Origin of the sequence: Sphingomonas sp. BE138 (genome assembly GCF_031456125.1) — a bacterium.
Taxonomy (GTDB): Bacteria; Pseudomonadota; Alphaproteobacteria; order Sphingomonadales; family Sphingomonadaceae; genus Sphingomonas.
Genome location: NZ_JAVDUC010000010.1, coordinates 1 through 14,760 on the forward strand (window position 1 = coordinate 1; position 14,760 = coordinate 14,760).

General features: G+C 67.6%; 11 protein-coding genes. 2 read left to right on the top strand and 9 right to left on the bottom strand.

Features of this window, described 5'->3' with window-relative positions; translation table 11 throughout:
* Nucleotides 1-29 precede the first annotated feature (29 nt).
* Both J2Y58_RS13110 and J2Y58_RS13115 read right to left on the bottom strand, forming a co-directional pair.
* Nucleotides 30-2,300 carry an MHYT domain-containing protein gene (locus J2Y58_RS13110; protein WP_310103769.1) on the bottom strand — a complete coding sequence of 757 codons (2,271 nt, stop codon included), beginning with the start codon at nt 2,298-2,300 and terminating at the stop codon, nt 30-32.
* A 579-nt stretch (nt 2,301-2,879) separates the two neighbouring features.
* A complete protein-coding gene (locus J2Y58_RS13115; protein ID WP_310103771.1) occupies nt 2,880-4,724 on the bottom strand; it encodes a PAS domain-containing protein in 1,845 nt (614 codons plus the stop codon).
* Nucleotides 4,725-4,858: 134 nt separating this feature from the next.
* Here J2Y58_RS13115 and J2Y58_RS13120 point away from each other — a divergent pair, with 134 nt between their 5' ends.
* Nucleotides 4,859-6,034: a zinc-dependent alcohol dehydrogenase gene (locus tag J2Y58_RS13120; protein WP_310103773.1), complete on the top strand. Its 1,176-nt coding sequence runs from the start codon at nt 4,859-4,861 to the stop codon at nt 6,032-6,034.
* An 11-nt stretch (nt 6,035-6,045) separates the two neighbouring features.
* Nucleotides 6,046-6,639, top strand: a complete 594-nt coding sequence (locus J2Y58_RS13125; protein ID WP_310103775.1) for a hypothetical protein — start codon at nt 6,046-6,048, stop codon at nt 6,637-6,639.
* A gap of 20 nt (nt 6,640-6,659) precedes the next feature.
* Here the strand turns inward: J2Y58_RS13125 and J2Y58_RS13130 are convergent, their stop codons facing one another.
* The 7 genes from J2Y58_RS13130 to J2Y58_RS13160 all read right to left on the bottom strand — a co-directional run bounded on the left by J2Y58_RS13130 (nt 6,660) and on the right by J2Y58_RS13160 (nt 14,739).
* Nucleotides 6,660-9,227: a TonB-dependent receptor gene (locus tag J2Y58_RS13130; RefSeq protein ID WP_310103777.1), complete on the bottom strand. Its 2,568-nt coding sequence runs from the start codon at nt 9,225-9,227 to the stop codon at nt 6,660-6,662.
* Nucleotides 9,228-9,324: 97 nt separating this feature from the next.
* The gene (locus J2Y58_RS13135) at nt 9,325-10,254 is read right to left on the bottom strand and encodes an ABC transporter substrate-binding protein (RefSeq protein WP_310103779.1); all 930 of its coding nucleotides are present in this window, start codon (nt 10,252-10,254) and stop codon (nt 9,325-9,327) included.
* Entirely contained in the window at nt 10,251-11,345 is a 1,095-nt protein-coding gene (locus tag J2Y58_RS13140) for an LLM class flavin-dependent oxidoreductase (RefSeq protein WP_310103781.1), read from the bottom strand. Before J2Y58_RS13140 ends, J2Y58_RS13135 begins: the two co-directional genes overlap by 4 nt.
* Before the next feature lie 23 nt (nt 11,346-11,368).
* Nucleotides 11,369-12,598, bottom strand: a complete 1,230-nt coding sequence (locus tag J2Y58_RS13145; protein ID WP_310103783.1) for a rhodanese-like domain-containing protein — start codon at nt 12,596-12,598, stop codon at nt 11,369-11,371.
* Complete coding sequence (locus J2Y58_RS13150; RefSeq protein WP_310103785.1) at nt 12,595-13,161, bottom strand: cysteine dioxygenase; 567 nt, start codon at nt 13,159-13,161, stop codon at nt 12,595-12,597. Before J2Y58_RS13150 ends, J2Y58_RS13145 begins: the two co-directional genes overlap by 4 nt.
* The gene (locus J2Y58_RS13155; RefSeq protein WP_310103787.1) at nt 13,158-13,934 is read right to left on the bottom strand and encodes an ABC transporter ATP-binding protein; all 777 of its coding nucleotides are present in this window, start codon (nt 13,932-13,934) and stop codon (nt 13,158-13,160) included. Before J2Y58_RS13155 ends, J2Y58_RS13150 begins: the two co-directional genes overlap by 4 nt.
* 4 nt (nt 13,935-13,938) lie before the next feature.
* The gene (locus tag J2Y58_RS13160; protein ID WP_310103789.1) at nt 13,939-14,739 is read right to left on the bottom strand and encodes an ABC transporter permease; all 801 of its coding nucleotides are present in this window, start codon (nt 14,737-14,739) and stop codon (nt 13,939-13,941) included.
* Nucleotides 14,740-14,760 lie beyond the last annotated feature (21 nt).

Below are 14,760 nucleotides of genomic sequence, written 5' to 3' on the forward strand. Positions count from 1 at the left end.
CCCCGATCGGGGCCCTTTCCATGTCGTCATCACGCCTCGACCGCTGGCCTACTTTTACACCGCCACCGTGGCCGGATTTTGCTCCGCCGTTGACAGTCGAGTGCGAGACTGTCAAAAGGCTTCTGCAGGATCGGATAGGCGATCCGCTCGTCGCCAGCCTCGGCGTACCCGCTGGCGATCAAGACCTTGACGGTCGGTCGGGCGAGCTGGGCTTGGTGGGCGAGCTGAGCACCGGTCATACCGGGCATCATCTGGTCGGTGACAATGACATCGATATTCGGATCCGACTGGAACTGCAGAAGGGCGCTGGGACCGGATCCTGCGAGCCGCACGGCATGACCCAGCTCCTCGAGCAACGCAGCGGTGTTTTCCAGAACGAGCGGTTCGTCATCGACCACGAGGACCGACAGCTTCGACATTCCGTGCTGCGGCCTCGTCGCCGCACGTGCATCATCCGCCTTCGCTACGACAGGCGCGGTCGTTGCCGGAAGGTACAGGTCCACGCTGGTGCCAGCGCCCGGCGTGCTGTCGATGACCAGGTGGCCGCCGGACTGCGCCGCAAAGCCGTGCACCATCGAGAGCCCCAGGCCGGTGCCCTTGCCGACGTCCTTGGTGGTGAAGAAGGGGTCGATCGCCCGAGCGAGCGTCGCCTCGTCCATCCCGATGCCCTCGTCAGCGACGGAGAGCCGCAGATAGTCGCCCGGCTTCAGGCCGTATCGGTTGCCACGTGACAGCGATTCCGACGCGGCGCTGATCGTGATCGCCCCGCCGTCCGGCATCGCGTCGCGTGCGTTGACGGCGATATTCAGGAGCGCCAATTCAAGTTGATGGGCGTCGATCAGCGCAGGCGGCAGGTCGGAAGAGAAGCGCTTTTCGACACGCACCTGTGGACCGAGCGATCGCTGGAGCAGATCGGCCATGCCGTCGACCAGTCGGGAGATATCGGTGGCTTGAGGGCGCAGGTCCTGGCGCCGGGCGAAGGCGAGGAGCCGCTGCGTGAGGGCCGCACCCCGCTCCGCGCCGTGCAGAGCGTTCGTTACCAGGTGCGAGGTCCGCGGATCTTCCGGCAGACGCCGTTTCAGCATGTCGAGATTGCCGATGATGACGGCGAGCAGGTTGTTGAAGTCGTGAGCGATGCCGCCGGTTAGGTGACCGATGGCTTCGTTCTTCTGCGCCTGGCGAAGCTCGGCCTCTGCACGCCTGCAATCGGTCACGTTCGTCAAGCCGCCAAGAACGTGGATGATCCTGCCAGCGGCGTCGCGCTCGATCCGTGCCGCCAGAAGGACGTCGAGCAGGGCGCCGTCGGATGCCACCATCTTATACTCGCACGCAGGCAGTTCTCCCTTCGATCGGAGCTCCGGCCAGTCCGATTCCCGGAAGCGCTGCGCCGACTCCGCGGTCATGAAGGTGAGCAAGGGGCGTCCGAGAACCTGTTCGCGCTTATAGCCGAACAACGCCAACCATGCGTCGCTCACCTGCTCCAAGCAGCCATTCCGATCGAGCGACTGGAGCGGTAAGGGTGTGCCGCGATAGAGCTTTCGGAAACGCTCCTCGCTCGAGCGGAGCGCCGCCGCCTCGCGCTCCGCCAGCAGTGCGAAGCGTCGATCGAACAAGGCGGCGACCAGTGCGAGGAAGAGGATCACGAAAGTCGCGGCGAAGACGGCGACCGCCAGCGACGTCTGCGCGACGCTCGCAGTGCGGTCGATGATACCAGGGTGCGACACGAAGCTTGCCGCTCGCATGCCAGCAAAATGCATCCCGGAAATCGCGAGCCCCATCACGATCGCCGCGGCGACGCGCTTGATCTGACTACTCTCGCGCGCAGCAAGCCACAGGGCCACCGTCGCCGCACCGATGGCGATCAGCACGGAGATGGCGACCCACATCCGATCGTAGCTGAGGTCGGCCGACATCCGCATCGCCGCCATGCCTATGTAGTGCATCGCGACGACACCGATCCCCATCAGCAATCCGGCGACGACCAGGCGCCGGACCGAACTGGTCGCTTGGTCCATGATCGCAAACGCCAGGCCGGTGACGGCGATCGCAACGCCAAGCGATGCGACGGTCAGTTCGGGATCGTATGTCACATCCAGGCCAGGCATGCTGTGCGCCAGCATGGCGACGAAGTGCATCGACCAGATGCCGCCCCCCATCGCAAGAGCGGCGGTGCCAAGCCATAACCGGCGAGTCCATCCGCTGGCCGCTCGTATCCGACCGCTGAGGTCCAGCGCGGTGTACGACGCGAACATCGCGGTCATCACGGAGAGCGCCACGAGCACGCTGTTGTGAGTGGCCATTTACGCCAAGCTCCAACCGGCGCATCGATCCGTACGATCAAACACCGGCCACTGCCGCAAGATTGTTCCTCACCCTCCAAACGAACATAGAAGCGCGCATTTTCGAACTTCTATGACTTCGTTCGGACTTTATCGCTGATGCAGGTTGTCCGGAATTGCTCCAAAGGCGGCTGGGTGCTGAACCTGTATTAACCCCTGGGACGTGCCCGCCGTATACTGTTACAGAGCCGATTATCGCCTGTCCGTAGCTGGAGGATCACATCGCGCCACCGACGCGTCGGCGCCCTCGGGTAAGCGGGTCGTTACTAACCAGATTGCTATCCGGACTCCTTCACGTCTTCGATCGCGCGGTCTTTTCGCCGGCGCGATCCCGCGGATCCCGGCGATTATCGCTTCGACGATGCGTATCGTGTCTGCGTTGTCGCCGTTGATGCGACAACCGGTGGCCTGTGTTGCGCCAGCCGCTGTTTTCGCGACCGCTCACGCGGGTCGGGCAACTGAGACGCAGCGGCAGAGATCGCGGCTTTCGTCGCCGACGGGCAAGAGGCGTTCACGCCTGCATCGGCACTGGTAGCATGGCTAGGCAGGCTTACGCGCTGCATGGCCGTCGCCGGGAGGAGCGACCCCGGCCGCCAGGGCGAGCTGGATCAGTGCCGCCAGGTTGCCGGCATTCAGGCGGCTCATGACCTGGGCGCGGTGCAATTCGACCGTGCGCGGGCTGATGCCAAGCTTCTTGCCGAGCATCTTGTTGGTGTCGCCCTCGACCAGCCCGAGCAGCACCTCCCGCTCGCGCGGGGTGAGTCGGGCGACGCGCGCGCTGGCGGTCTCGTCGCGGGAGACGGGGCGGACCGCCGCGAAGCAATCGGCGATGGCACTCGACAGGCCGGCGCGCAGCGCGGCTTCGTCGTCCACGACGATATAGTCGGTCGCGCCCGCCTTCATCGCGGCGACCACCGACGCCAGATCGGTATCGGTTCCGTCCAGGAGCACGCTCGGCAGGGCGAGCGCCCGCGCCTTCAATTCGCGAGGGATCGACAACCCCTCCGGTTTGGACGGGCGCAGATCGACGAGGACGCATCCGGGCGCGAGGACCGCGGCGATGTCGAGAAAGGCCGCCGCGCTCTCGAACGTCCGCGCGCGATACCCCAGCGAGCGCACGAGAGCGGCCAGCCGCCTTGCCTCGAGCGCCTTCGTGCTGACGATATAGACTTGGCCGGGGTCGTCCTGCGTCAGGTCCTCGACGATGCCCCCGATGCGGGTCACCGCGCCATGGTCGTCGAGAATCGGGAAGCCGGTGTTGCGCAGACGGCGGACGGCCCCGTCGCCGGGGCGGATGATGCGATATTCGAATTGCGTGACCTCGCCGGCCGCGACGGTGGCCAGCGCATGTTCGACCTGCGATCGGTCGTCCGCGTGGACATCCTCCAGCCACCGGTCGAGGAAGCGTGCGCCTTCATCGCGAGGGATGCCCCAGATCCGTTCGAACGCGGCGCTGCGATACAGAATGGCGCCGGTCGCCGGATCGCCGATCCAGAGCAGGTTGCTGCTGTGCTCGGCGAAGCTGCTGAACTGCGCCTCGCTCGCGCGGATCGCCGCTTCGGCGTGGCGTTGCGGGGTCAGGTCGATCGCCGCGCCGACGAAGCCGATCGGGCGGCCATTCTCGAATGTCGTGCGGCCCGACGTGGCGATGTGGCGGACGGCACCGTCATCGCGGCCGATGACGCGATATTCGATCGTATAGTCGCCGTCGCCGGCCGGATCGACACATGCCGCGATCGCGTCGCGGACCCGCGCCCGGTCATCGGGATGGATGCCCTGCTGGAACAGTTCTTCGTCGACCGGCGTGCCCGCCGGCAGGCCCCACATGGCGCGCAGCCGGTCGTCCCAGTCGAGCGCACCGGTGCGCGGGTCCCACGCATAGATGCCGATGCCGACCAGCTCGGTCGCGGCGCGCAGCCGCGCTTCGCTGGTACGCAGGGCCTCTTCGAACACGCGCCGCTCGCTGGTGTCGCGGGAGACGCCGATGACCAGTTCAACCGATCCGTCCGGCCCCAGCACCGGCCCCCAGACGTAGGAGAAATAAGCCGCATGGCCCGTGGGGCTGCGGTAGAACACCTCGTTCTGGATCGTCGTGCCGTCAGCGAAGATCCGGTCGATATGGCCGTCAAGCAGGTGGGCGAGATCGGCCGGATAATTCAGGTCTGCAAAGGACCTTCCCAGCATCTCTTCCGACGTCAGCCCGAACAGCGCCAGCATGGCCGGGTTGGCGTAGGCGAAGCGTCGGTGGCGGTCGAACGCATAGACGTAATCCGGGATGGCGGAGAGATTCGCTTCCAGGAATCGCACCTGCCGCGCCAGCGTCTCGCCCGCGCCATAAAGCGGATCGTCGCCTCGTGCCGGCGCGGCGAGCGAATATTCCTCCATGGGCCGGCACTCCTCAACCGTTGCCGGCCGGGGCGGCAATGACCCTTGGCCGGGTATAGTTCCCTAGGGATCGCCCGGATGGGCCGGCATCGGGTCGATGCGTACCTCGGCACCACGCAACCGAGGAGAGCGGCATGAAAGCCCTGGTCTGGCATGGCAAGGAGGACATTCGGTACGACACGGTGTCCGACCCTGCGATCGAACACCCCCGAGACGCCATCATCAAGGTTACGAGTTGTGCGATTTGCGGGTCGGACCTGCACCTTTTCCATAATCTCGTTCCCGCGATGTTGCCCGGCGACATCATGGGTCATGAGAGCATGGGCGAGGTCGTCGAGGTCGGCAGCGCGGCCAAGGGCACGCTGAAGAAGGGCGACCGCGTCGTCATTCCCTTCACCATCCAGTGTGGCGAATGCGACCAGTGCCGCCGCGGCAACTTCTCCGTTTGCGAGCGGACCAACCGCAAGAAGGAGCTGGGCGACAAGGCGTTCGGCCATGCGACCGCGGGGCTGTTCGGTTATACCCACCTGACCGGCGGCTATCCCGGGGGCCAGGCCGAATATCTCCGCGTGCCGTTCGCCGACACCACCCATATCAAGGTGCCGCACGGCATCGACGACGAGAAGCTGCTGTTCCTGTCGGACATCTTGCCGACCGGCTGGCAGGCGGCGGTGCAGGCCGACATCCAGCCGGGCGACACGGTGGCCGTCTGGGGCTGCGGTCCCGTCGGACAGATGACGATCCGCTCGGCGATCCTGCTGGGCGCCGAACAGGTGGTCGCGATCGATCGCCTGCCCGAACGCCTTTCGATGGCCGCCGCCGCGGGCGCGATCACGATCAACTTCGAGGAGGAGAGCGTCGTCGAGCGGCTTAACGAACTGACCAAGGGCAAGGGACCGGACAAGTGCATCGATGCGGTCGGCACCGAGAGCCACGTCAATTTCGGCCAGCCCGACACCGTGCTCGACCGCGCCAAGCAGATGCTGATGGCGGAGAACGATCGCCCGCATGTGCTGCGGGAAATGATCTATGTCTGCCGCCCGGGCGGCGTCATCTCGATCATCGGCGTCTATCTGGGTCTGGTCGACAAGATTCCGATGGGCCAGGCGATGAACAAGGGGCTGACCTTTCGCATGGCGCAGGCGCATGTCCCACGCTGGACCGGCGACCTGCTGCGCCGGATCGAGGACGGGCAGATCGATCCGTCCTTCGTCATCACGCACAAGGTCGACCTGTCCAAGGGACCCGACATGTACGCGACCTTCCGCGACAAGGCGGACGGGTGCGTCAAGGTCATGCTCCAACCGTAAAGGAGGCATCCATGCCACTCACCAACATCACCGGCATCGCCCGTTCGGAGGGCGACCCGAGAGTCGAACGCAAGGGGCCGAGCTCGCTGACCAGTGCAGACCGGCTGGCGCGCGCCCTCGGCTGGTTCTCGGTCGGGCTGGGCCTGGCCGAACTGATCGCACCCGGCCGTCTGGCCCGCACCTTGGGGCTCGACGACAAGGAAGGACTGATCCGCGCTTATGGCGCACGCGAACTGGCGAGCGCGGTGCCGACGCTGTCGATCGACAAGTCGGTCGGGCTGGCCCTACGGATCGGAGGCGATGCGCTCGACCTTGCCACGCTCGCCGGTGCGTTGCATCGCGACAATCCGAAATGGCGCAATGCCGCCGTCGCGACCGCGCTGGTCGCCGGCGTCACGCTGCTCGACGTCACCGCGTTCAAGGGGGTGAAGGCCGCCCACGCCCGCGAACCCGGTAGCGACCGCGATTATTCGGAACGGTCGGGCCTGCCGAAAGGGGCGCAAGCGTCTCGCGGCCTGGCGCGGACGGACTTCGACATCCCGCCGGATTATCGCGCCGAAGGCCGGGTGGCCGCCGCGATTCCCGTGCCGACGCTTCCGACCTGAAGATCGAGGGGGCGCCGGCATCATATACGCCACGATAATCGACCGTAATAGAATCCGCCGCTGAAGCCGAACGGTGCGAAGCTGCCGTACGCGCCGGAGCCGTCGGAGTTGATGATGCCGTTGCGCTCCGGATACACGTCGAACAGGTTGTTCGCGCCTACCGACAGGTTCAGTCGATCGGTCACGTCGACGCCCACGTCCAGGTCGGCGACCAAGCGCGCACCGAACGTCCGGTCGCCGGTCGCGACGTTGCTTGACTCGGTATAGCGCCCCCACCGCGTCAGGCGGGCGAGCGCATGCAGCCGCCCATGCGTCCAGTCGACCGTTCCGACCGCCTTGCTCCGCGGAGTCGCCACCACGAGGTCCTGCTGCGCCTGCCGGCCGAACAGGACGACGTTCAGATTGCCCAGCGCCGACGGATTGTCGATCACGTGCAAGATACGCGTCCTGTTGTAGCTATAGGCGGCCGACAGCCGGAAGCGGCCGAGCGCACCCGCCTGCCAGCGATATTCCGCCACCGCATCGATGCCGCGGGTACGGGTGTCGATCGCATTGGTGAAAAACTGCGCGCTGTCGACGCCGGTGATGCCGTTGGCGACCAGGATGCTGCGGATCGCCGTGCCGCCATTCGCCGCGGTGCCCAGGAACTCGGTCTTGACGATGCGGTCGTCGACGCGAATCTGATAGCCGTCGAGCGTCAGCCGCACCCCGCCGCGTTCGAAGGTGATGCCTGCGGTATAGTTGAACGACTTTTCCGGCTTCAGCGGCGATGCGCCGAGCGCCTGTGCGGCGACGCTGTTCACCGGAAGGAACTTGGAAACGGTCGAGACGCGCTCGTTGCCGACAATCGTGACCGTGTTCTGCGTGGTGGAAAAGCTCGTCTGTGCGAGCGAGGGCGCGCGAAAGCCGGTGTTGACGCCCCCGCGCAACGCGATGCCGGGCGCAAGCTCCACCCGTGTCGAGAATTTGCCCGCTATCGCATTCCCGGCGCTGTCGTCGTAATGCTCGAAACGGCCCGCCACGCCGACGAACCAGCCGGGCGTAAACCTGGTGGACAGATCGGCATAGCCGGCGACGTTGTTGCGCGTGAGCGTGGCGGCATCGGCCGGCGACGTGCCGGTGAAGGACACCAGACCCGGCGATGGCGAACGGCCGCCGTACAGGAGCCCGAACGGCGTACCGTCGCGCGGAATAACGTAGCCGCCATCACGGTAGCTGTCGGGCTCGCCGGCGCGGTTGCTGAACCGCTCCCATCGATGCTCCGCGCCGACCGAGATCGTGAGCGGTTCGGCGACACCGATGTCCACGTCGCGGCTGATGTCGAGGTTGTTGACCCATAATTGTTGACGCTGCTCCCCCATGAAGAAGCGCGTCTTGCTGTCGGGGCCGAGCGAGGGATTGAGGGTATTGTCCGCGCCCAGCCGCACGCGATCCTGGCCGTAGCTGGAGGACAGGTCCCAGCGCCAGCCACGCGCCTCTCCCTTCAGCCCGAGCGTTGCCTGCCAATCCCATTCGCTGATCCGGCGATAGGCCTGGAAGCCGGCCGGATAGATTTGCGGCAGGCTGTTGAAGCCCTGCGGATTGGCCAGCCCGCCATAGCCGGTCGACGAGGGGAAGTAGGCGCCGCGCGCGTCGCGGATGCGGCGGTAGCTGAGCGTGGAGGCGGTATAGAGCGACAGGTCGTCGCCGATCGGCAGCGCGGCGTTGACCGCGCTGTTGACGATCGTATCGCGGTTGGAACGCCCGTAGCCGCCGGCGACCAGATGATCCGCGCCGCTCTCGCGCGGATCGGGCTGGCCGTTGACCAGCGGATAAAGCCGGGGCGCCTCTTCGGCGGAGGAGGTGGCGCGATCGTGATATTTCGCCTCTACCGAAAAGCGCGCGAAGCCGCCTTCGGTGCCCAGCCGGGTTCCCCACCCGATCTGCTGCTGGAGCAGCTCGCCGCCTTTTTCGTAGAGCTGGCCGGCGGTCGTGGTCAGTTCGCCGCCTTCCGGCGCATCGTCCAGGATGATGTTGATGACGCCGGAGATCGCGTCTGAGCCATATTGGGCCGCCGCGCCGTCGCGCAGCACTTCGATCCGACCGACCGCATTGGTGGGGATCAGGTCGATGTCGACCGGGGTGGAGCCGCCCGACACCCGCGAGAGGTTGTTGATGAGCGAGGTGGTATGGCGCCGCTTGCCGTTGACCAGCACCAGCAGATAGTCTCCCGACAATCCACGGATCGAGATCGGGCGCACGCTCGCCGATGTGCCGCCGCCGCCCAGCGCGGGCATGGTCAGCGAGGGCACGATGTTGCCCAGCACTTCCTTCAATCCGGTCCGGCCGGTCGCCTTCAATTCGTCGCGCGCGATCACGTCGATCGGCACCGGGCTGTCCGCGACCGTGCGTGCGACGCCGCTGCGGGAGCCGGTGACCACCACATCGCCTTGTTCCTCCGCCACCGGATCGGGCGCGGGGTCGGCCGCCGGGGCGGCCGCGGCGCGGGCGGCGGCGGCGGCGGAAGCGTTATCGGGGGCGTCGGCGTGCGCGATGCCAACGGCCGTGAATGCCGCCAGCATCGTGCCGGTGACCAAGGTCTTGTTCATGTCCCTCCCTCTCGATGTCGAATGGCACAGCGCGGCCTTTCCCCGCCGGCGCGCGGCGGGTTACGCACCCTCTCGCCCTGGCTTGCTGTGCTGTTGCTCAGGCGCCCGCGGGCGGCACGAAGGCGTCCGCGATGTCGCGTGTTCCGGCCACCGTGCCGGCGCGGCGGAACGTTTCCAGCACCCGTCGCTGGTCGGCGATCACCCTGGCATCGATCGGCACGCTGCGGCGCCCGTTTTTGTTCGCGTAATCGCGCGCGATATCGGCGGGCAGCCCGGTTTCCCGCGCGAGCACCCGGGCATAATCGTCCGGGTGCGTCCGCGCCCAGTCGAGCGCCTTGGCCTCGCGTGCCAGGAAATCGTCCAGCATCGTGCGGTGATCCTTCGCCGCGCGATCGTTGGCGACCTCGAAGCCATAGCCGCTGACCAGATCATGCCCGTCCACCAGCACGCGTGCGCCTTCCTTCAGCGCCATCGGCAGATACGGCGTCCAGATCGCCCAAGCGTCGACCCGGCCGGAGCTGAACGCCGCCTTTGCGTCGCCCGGCGCAAGAAACGTGAAGCGCACATGATCGGCCGGCAACCCGTCGGCGGCGAGCGCAGCGAGTGCAAGGTAATGCCCCACCGACCCGCGCGTGGTCGCCACCGTCTTGCCCTTCAGGTCGGCCAGCCTACGCACCGGCGAGGCGGCGCGCACCACCAGCGCCAGCGCATCACGCGGCCGCTCCGCGACGTTTTGCGCGCCGATCGCCTTGATCGGAGCGCCGCTCTGATAGGCGAACATGAACGGCGCGTCTCCGACCAACCCCAGGTCGACCGACCCGCCGGCGATCGCTTCCAGCAGATGCTGGGCGGCCGGAAATTCGGACCAGTCGACGGTGTACGGTGCGCCGTCGAGGGCGTGGCTCGCCAGCATCACCGCCTTGGTGCCGCCGCGCTGGCTGCCGACGTGGAGCACCTCGCGCGTGTCCTGCGCCCCGCAGGCGGCGAGCGCGAGCAGCGCGACGACGGCAGCGGCGATGCGCGTCATGCCGCGGACCTGTCGCGCTCGCGCGCCGCATCCTCTTGGGCGACGCGGGCACGCACCAGCGGCAGCAGTTCGCGGCCGTACACGATCGAGTCCTCCAGCGGCTCGAACCCGCGGATCAGGAAATGGTCGATGCCCAAACGATAATAATCGAGGAAGGCATCGGCGACCTGTTCCGGCGTGCCGACGAGCCCGGTGGAATTGCCCTGCGCTCCGCCGACAGCGGCCAGCCCGGTCCACAACCGGGTGTCGGCACGATAGCCCGCCTCGGCCGCCTTCAGCAGGCGCTGCGCGCCGGCATGCGGAGGCGCATGATCCTTCGTCTCCAGCCCCGCATCGGCGCGGATCGCACGGACGATCTCGACGATCTCGTCCGCGCGCTTCCACGCCGCTTCCTCGGTGTCGGCGACGATCGGGCGCAGCGACAGCGAAAAGCCAGGCGCGCGATTGTACCGGGCGGCCGACGCGCGGATCCCCGCCACCGCCTCGCGGACCTGCGCCTGTGTCTCGCCCCACAAGGCGTACACGTCGGCATGACGGCCCGCGACGTCGATCGCCTCGGGCGAGGAGCCGCCGAAGAACACGGGCAGGTTCTGCGGCTTGATCGCGGCATAGCCGCCGCGGATGCGATAGAAATCGCCGTCATGATCGAACGGCGTCTCCGACGTCCATTCGCGACGCAGGATCGTCAGATATTCGTCGGTTCGGCGATAGCGTTCCGCCTTGTTGGTGCGGTCGCCGTCCTTTTCCATTTCACTGTCCGCGCCGCCCGTGATGATATGGACCGCGACGCGCCCGCCCGACAGCTGGTCGAGCGTCGCGAGCTGGCGCGCGGCGACGGTCGGCTGCGTGAAGCCGGGGCGATGCGCGATGAGGAAGCCCAGCTTCGTCGTCAGCGCCGCCGCGTGCGCAGCGACGATCTGGCTTTCGGGCGAGTTGGAGCCGAATGGGATCAGGACGCGGTCGAAGCCGCCTTCCTCCTGCGCGACCGCGGCGCGCTCCACATAATCGCGGTCGAGCGGGCGCACTTGCCGTAGCCCATGAATCTCGCTCTCGTTGTTGAAGCCGATGTAGCCGATGAACTTGACGGTCATGGTGCGAACTCCTTCGGTAATGGTCAGATGACGTAGAAGCCGTGGGTGCCGTCGCGCGCGAGCTGGTCGACCAGGCCATATTCCCAGTCGAGATAGGCCTGCATCGCGGCGGCGGGATTGTCGGTGCCTTCATAAGGCCGGCGATACCGCCCGTGGGGCCCGCGGGGCGGCGTCGCCCCGCCGTCGCCGGCCTCGGACGCGCCAGTGAGATCGGTCAGCACCAGTACCTCCCAGCCCATCTGCGCGAGCCACGAGGCGGTCATGTCCGCGCGCACGCCGCGATCGTCGGCCAGGACGATCCGCGCGCCGCGCACAGGAGCGAAATGATCGGTCTCCTGCACGAGCTGGCCGCCGGGGGCGGAGCGGAACCCGGCGAGATGGCTCAGCGCGAACTCCTCGGGCGTGCGCACATCGAAGCGGTAGAGCGTGCGGGTCGCGTCGGCGGCAACGGCAGACAGTTCGTGCCGGTCGATCTGCCGGACACCGGCACGATACGCGACATGGCGGGCTCGGCGGCGCGCCTCGTCGGCGAGGTCACGGTCGACCTCGGGAAAGCGCGCCTCCGAGCCGTGCGCGAGCGTCTGCCCAGCCAGCGTCCAGCCGATCGTGCCGTTGCGCAACGCACGCACGGGATTGGGCACACCGGCGTTGATCAGCGACTGCGTCCCGATGATGCTGCGCGTCCGACCGGCGCAATTGACGATGATCGTTGTTGCCGGATCGGGTGCGATCGCCCGCGCGCGTAGCACCAGCTCGGCGCCTGGCACGCTGACCCCGCCGGGCAGGCTCATCGTGGCATATTCGTCGAAGCGCCGTGCATCGAGGATCGCGATGTCGGCGCGGCCCGCGATCAGTTCCTGCACCTCCTCGGCGGAGAAGGACGGGGTGCCGCGACGGTGCTCCACCAGTTCGCCGAACGCCTTGGCGTAGCTGTTGACGTCCTCGAACACTTCGTAGCCTGCCGCTCGCCACCCGGCGAGCCCGCCCTCCAGCAGCCGCACGTCGCCATAGCCCAGGGTGCGGAAGCGTTCCGCCGCGGCTTCTTCATCGCCGTCGCCATAAAGGATCAGGGCCCCGTCGCGGCGCGGCCAGCGTGAGGCCGCCTCGACCTCGATCCGATCGAGTGGCACCTGCGCCGCGAACAGCGGATGGCCGGTCGCGAACGCGGCCTCGTCACGGGTATCGATCAGCGCGACTTCCGCACGCGCGAGCAGCGCCGCGCGCACGTCGCGCGGGTGGATGGTGGCGGTCATGGCAGCAGCGGCTCCAGCGGGGCGTAGCCGGACACGAAACGTTTCGGCTGGCCGGCGTTGTTATAGGTCGCGCGCTCGACCGCGCCGATGTCCGCGCCGTAGACGTGGATCGAGACGGAGGCGCGGTCGTCGTGCGCATTTGCGACGCTGTGGATATCGCCGACCCGCGGTGACACCGCATCCACTTCTCCGGCCGCCAGCCGGACCGCGGGCCCGGTCGCGTGCAACCCGCCGCTGTCGTCGCGGCGATATCGCTGGACCAACTCGGCGCCGCGCAGCACGCCGACCAGCCCCCACACGCGATGGTCGTGCACCGGTGTGGCCTGTCCCGGCCCCCAGACGAAGCTGACGATCGAGAAGCGCGATGGCGGGTCGCGATACAGCAGATATTGCCGGTACCGCGCCAGATCGGGTGCGGCATAGGCTTCGGGCAGCCAATCGTCCTTGGCGACCAGATCGCGCAGCAGCGCCGCTCCCGCGGACAGGATCGCCGCCTCGTCTACCGCGCCGTCCACCAGCGTCTGAAAGTCGGCGGCAAAAGCGGCGAAGCGGGGTGCGGTCATTCCGCGGCCTCCGCTGCACGGCCGGCGACCGCGTCGGCATAGCTCCCGTTCGCCACCTCTACGCCGAGCGCCGCAAGCAGACGACGCCGCAGCGCGCGCACCGCGCCGCTTCGCTGACCGCGCTCGGCGGTAATCCGCTCCTCCAGCGCGATCCGTCCGTGGTCGAGCACCAGCACCCGGTCGGCGAGCGCGATCGCCTCGTCCACGTCGTGCGTGACGATCAGCACCGCCGGACGGTGTGTCCGCCACAGCGTCAGCACCAGTTCGTGCATCCGCATCCGGGTGAGCGCGTCCAGCGCGGCGAATGGTTCGTCCAGCAGCAGCAGTTGCGGCGCCCGCACCAGTGCGCGCGCCAGCGCCGTGCGTTGCGCCTCGCCGCCGGACAGCGTCATCGGCCACGCGTCGGTCCGGTGCGACAGGGCGACCTCCGCCAGCGCCGCTTCGGCGCGGGCACGTGCATCGCCGCGCGGCAGGCCCAGCGCGACATTGGCCCAGACCTTCTTCCATGGCAGCAGCCGCGCATCCTGGAAGACCACGGCGCGGGCCGACGGGATCGCGACATCCTGCCCCTCCGCCGGATCGAGCCCGGCCAGCGTGCGCAGCAAGGTGGTCTTGCCGCTGCCCGAGTGGCCGAGCAGGGCGACGAACTCGCCGCGCGCCATGTCCAGGTCCAGGTCGTGGAGGATGGTGTTCGTCCCGAAGCGGCGGGTCAGTCCGCGCAACCGCACGACGGGTGCGGCCTCGCGGGTCGTCGGGAAAATGGCGACGCTCATCGGATCAGCCCTCCACCAGCTTGGGTCGCCACGCGAGCGCGCGGTTTTCGAGCGTGCGCACGATCTGGTCCGCGCCGAGCCCGAGCAGCGCGTAGACCATCAGGCAGACGACGATGATGTCGGTGCGCATGAAGTCGCGCGCATTGTTGACGAGGAAGCCGAGCCCGGCGCTCGCGTTGATCTGCTCGGCGATCACCAGCATCACGATCGCGATCGTCAGCGCATAGCGCAGTCCGACCAGCAACGACGGCAGCGCGCCCGGCAGAATGACGTGCACGATCAATTGCCAGCGATCGAGCCCGAAGCTGGCCGCCGCGTCCAGCAATCGCCGGTCCACGCCACGGATTCCGTTATAGAGATTGAGGTAGACCGGAAACAGCGTCGCGAACGCGATCAAGGCGACCTTGGTGGTCTCCCCGATGCCGAACCAAACGATGAACAACGGCGCCAGCGCCACCACGGGGATCGCACGCTTGATCTGGAGTAGCGGATCGACCCACGCCTCGCCGGCGCGCGACAGCCCGGCAATCAGCGCCAGCACCACGCCCGTCCCGAACCCGAACCCGAGTCCCAGCGCCACGCGGCAGAAGGAGATGAGCAGGTTGGCGGGCAGCTCGCCCGACGCAATCATGCCGAGCATCGTCGCGAACACCGCGGAGGGTGCGGCCAGGACGTGCTGCGGGATCAGGCCGACGCGCGACGCCAGTTCCCAGCCTGCGAGCAGCAACAGCGGCGTCAGCAGGCGTGAGCGTGCGACGCGCCGGGTCCCGGTGCGGAGGGGCGAGGAGGGGAGCGGTTCGGCCATGCTCCTAGCCTCCTCATAATT

Excerpts from the sequence above, each read along its gene's own strand:
- J2Y58_RS13110 (WP_310103769.1), bottom strand. The coding sequence starts at position 2,300 with ATGGCCACTCACAACAGCGTGCTCGTGGCGCTCTCCGTGATGACCGCG.
- J2Y58_RS13115 (WP_310103771.1), bottom strand. The coding sequence starts at position 4,724 with ATGGAGGAATATTCGCTCGCCGCGCCGGCACGAGGCGACGATCCGCTT.
- J2Y58_RS13120 (WP_310103773.1), top strand. The coding sequence starts at position 4,859 with ATGAAAGCCCTGGTCTGGCATGGCAAGGAGGACATTCGGTACGACACG.
- J2Y58_RS13125 (WP_310103775.1), top strand. The coding sequence starts at position 6,046 with ATGCCACTCACCAACATCACCGGCATCGCCCGTTCGGAGGGCGACCCG.
- J2Y58_RS13130 (WP_310103777.1), bottom strand. The coding sequence starts at position 9,227 with ATGAACAAGACCTTGGTCACCGGCACGATGCTGGCGGCATTCACGGCC.
- J2Y58_RS13135 (WP_310103779.1), bottom strand. The coding sequence starts at position 10,254 with ATGACGCGCATCGCCGCTGCCGTCGTCGCGCTGCTCGCGCTCGCCGCC.
- J2Y58_RS13140 (WP_310103781.1), bottom strand. The coding sequence starts at position 11,345 with ATGACCGTCAAGTTCATCGGCTACATCGGCTTCAACAACGAGAGCGAG.
- J2Y58_RS13145 (WP_310103783.1), bottom strand. The coding sequence starts at position 12,598 with ATGACCGCCACCATCCACCCGCGCGACGTGCGCGCGGCGCTGCTCGCG.
- J2Y58_RS13150 (WP_310103785.1), bottom strand. The coding sequence starts at position 13,161 with ATGACCGCACCCCGCTTCGCCGCTTTTGCCGCCGACTTTCAGACGCTG.
- J2Y58_RS13155 (WP_310103787.1), bottom strand. The coding sequence starts at position 13,934 with ATGAGCGTCGCCATTTTCCCGACGACCCGCGAGGCCGCACCCGTCGTG.
- J2Y58_RS13160 (WP_310103789.1), bottom strand. The coding sequence starts at position 14,739 with ATGGCCGAACCGCTCCCCTCCTCGCCCCTCCGCACCGGGACCCGGCGC.